Raw genomic sequence first — 2090 nt, forward strand, 5'->3', positions numbered from 1 at the left:
GCCAAGTACCTCCCGGGCCCCGGTCAGCGCCAGGTCGAGCGCCTCCTCCGGGCAGGGGTCGGGCAGGCAGACCAGCACCCCGTCGCCGAGGTTCGCCCGCTGCAGAGCGCTGGCCAACCGGTCGGCCCAGGGGTGTCCGGGTGCGGCGTGCACCCGCCACCGGCCGGTCTCCTCGGGAGCCACCCGCGCGGGCGCGGGCAGCTCGTCCAGGTCCAGCCGCCAGGGCCGGGCCCAGGCGGCGGCTCCGGCCACCAACGGCTCGGTCACCGACCCGGCCTGCCCAGCCGTACCGGCCAACTCGTCCAACGCCTCGGCCAGCTCGCGGACGGTGGCCGTGGCGAAGTTGGTGGGCAGCGCCGCGGTCGGCACACCCATCCGCTGGGCGAGGTCGTTGACCACCTGGCCGACGGTGATCGAGCTGAGGTGCAGGTCGTCCAGGAGGTGGCTGTCCGGCTGCACCGTCTCCAGCGGCAGTTCCGCCCGCTCGGCGGCCAACTGGCGCAGCTGTTCCTCGGCGGACTCGCCGAGCAGGTCCGTGACCGTCGGCTCGGTGGGCCGGGCGGCCGGCGTGAGCGCCGCCGCGGCGGTGGCCTCCGGGAGCCGTAGCGGCGGTGCCTGCTCACACGGGCTGGCCAGGAAGGAGAACTGCTGGCCGATCTGGAGCGGCCGGATCAGCCGGCCGTGGAACAGGCCGCTGTCCACCGGTGCCGCACCAACCACGTACGCCGCGCCGACCACCTTGAGCAGACTGGCGATCGACTCCTCGTCGGTGTCCAGGGCGACCGCTGGTACATCGGTGGTCCGGGACGCCAGCCCGGTCAGTACCCGGCCCGGCCCGACCTCGACGAACAGGTCGACGTCCTTCGCGGCGAGGGTGACCGCCAGGGTGAACAGCACCGGGTCGGTGATCTGGCGGCTCAGCAGGGCGGGCACGTCGGTGTCGGCCGGCAGCACGTCGCCGGTGACAGTGGAGACCAGCCGCCGGTCCAGCGGCCGGAACGGCTCGTCGGCCAGCGCCGCACCGAACGCCGAGGCGGCCGGGGCCACGAGCGGCGAGTGGAACGCGTGCGAGACGGACAGGACGGAGGCGTTCAGCCCCGCGTCCGACGCCCTCCGGCACGCAGCCCTGACCGCGTCCTCCGCACCGGCGATCACGGTGTGGTCGGGGCTGTTGTAGCCGGCGATCACCACCGGCAGGTCGGCGATCAGCGGGTCGACGGCCTCCGGCGCGGCACCGAGGCTGGCCATCGTGCCGGACGCGCTGTGCCGGGCCATGGTCTGGCCACGCACGGCGGCGATACGCAGCAGGCCCGCCTCGTCGATCGCGCCGGCCCAGTGCAGCGCGGAGATCTCGCCCAGGCTGTGACCGACCGCCACGGCGGCCTCGATGCCGAGCGTGGTCAACGCCCGCAGGCCCGCGGCGGAGCCGGTGACGATGCGCGGCTGGGCCACCTCGGTGGCCACCACGTCGCCGCCGGTGGGCAGGTTCGCCCGCTGGTACACCTCCTCCGCCTCGGCGAACCGGCGACGCAGCGCGCCGCCGCTGACGCCCCGTCCGGAGCCCTGGCCGGGAAAGAGGAAACCGATCCGTCCCGGCCCGCTGACGTGGCCGACCAGGCAGCGGCCGTCGGCGGAGAACATCCGGGTCTCCCCGGCCTCCACCGAGTCGCGTACCTTGCGCAGCCGCCGCTCGGCGTCCTCGGGCGAGGAGACGACCACGGCCGCCCGGAAGGGCTGCTCGCGCAGCTCACCGTGCAGGGTCGCGGCCAGGTCGGCGAGCTGGGCGTACGCCAGGGACGGCACGAACTCGATCAGCTGGTCCAGCCGCTGCACCAGGTCATTCGGAGTGGGCGCGTCGACCACCAGCAGTTCGGCGTCCTGAAGGCCGGTGGCCAGCGCGCGCGTCCGGGTGTCCAGTGTCGACCTGCGGCGTGAACGGGAGTTGTCCAGGACGATGTGGGTGTTGATGCCGCCGAACCCCATCGCGGTGATCCCGGCGCGAACCGGTGTGTCAGCGGGCCAGGCCTCCGCCCGGCGCAGTGCCCGCAGCGCGGGGGTGCCCTCGCTGATCAGCGCGTGCGGGTCCACGC

At 74.5% G+C, this 2090-nt stretch carries 1 protein-coding gene; it reads right to left on the reverse strand.

Going from position 1 to position 2090, the window contains the following annotated elements; all coding sequences use genetic code 11:
• Window positions 1-2090, reverse strand: a 2090-nt coding sequence (locus ABZ749_RS34335) for an acyltransferase domain-containing protein (protein WP_357235383.1), incomplete at both ends; no start/stop codon positions are given.

The organism is Micromonospora sp. NPDC047753, from assembly GCF_040642735.1.
Classification (GTDB): Bacteria; Actinomycetota; Actinomycetes; order Mycobacteriales; family Micromonosporaceae; genus Micromonospora.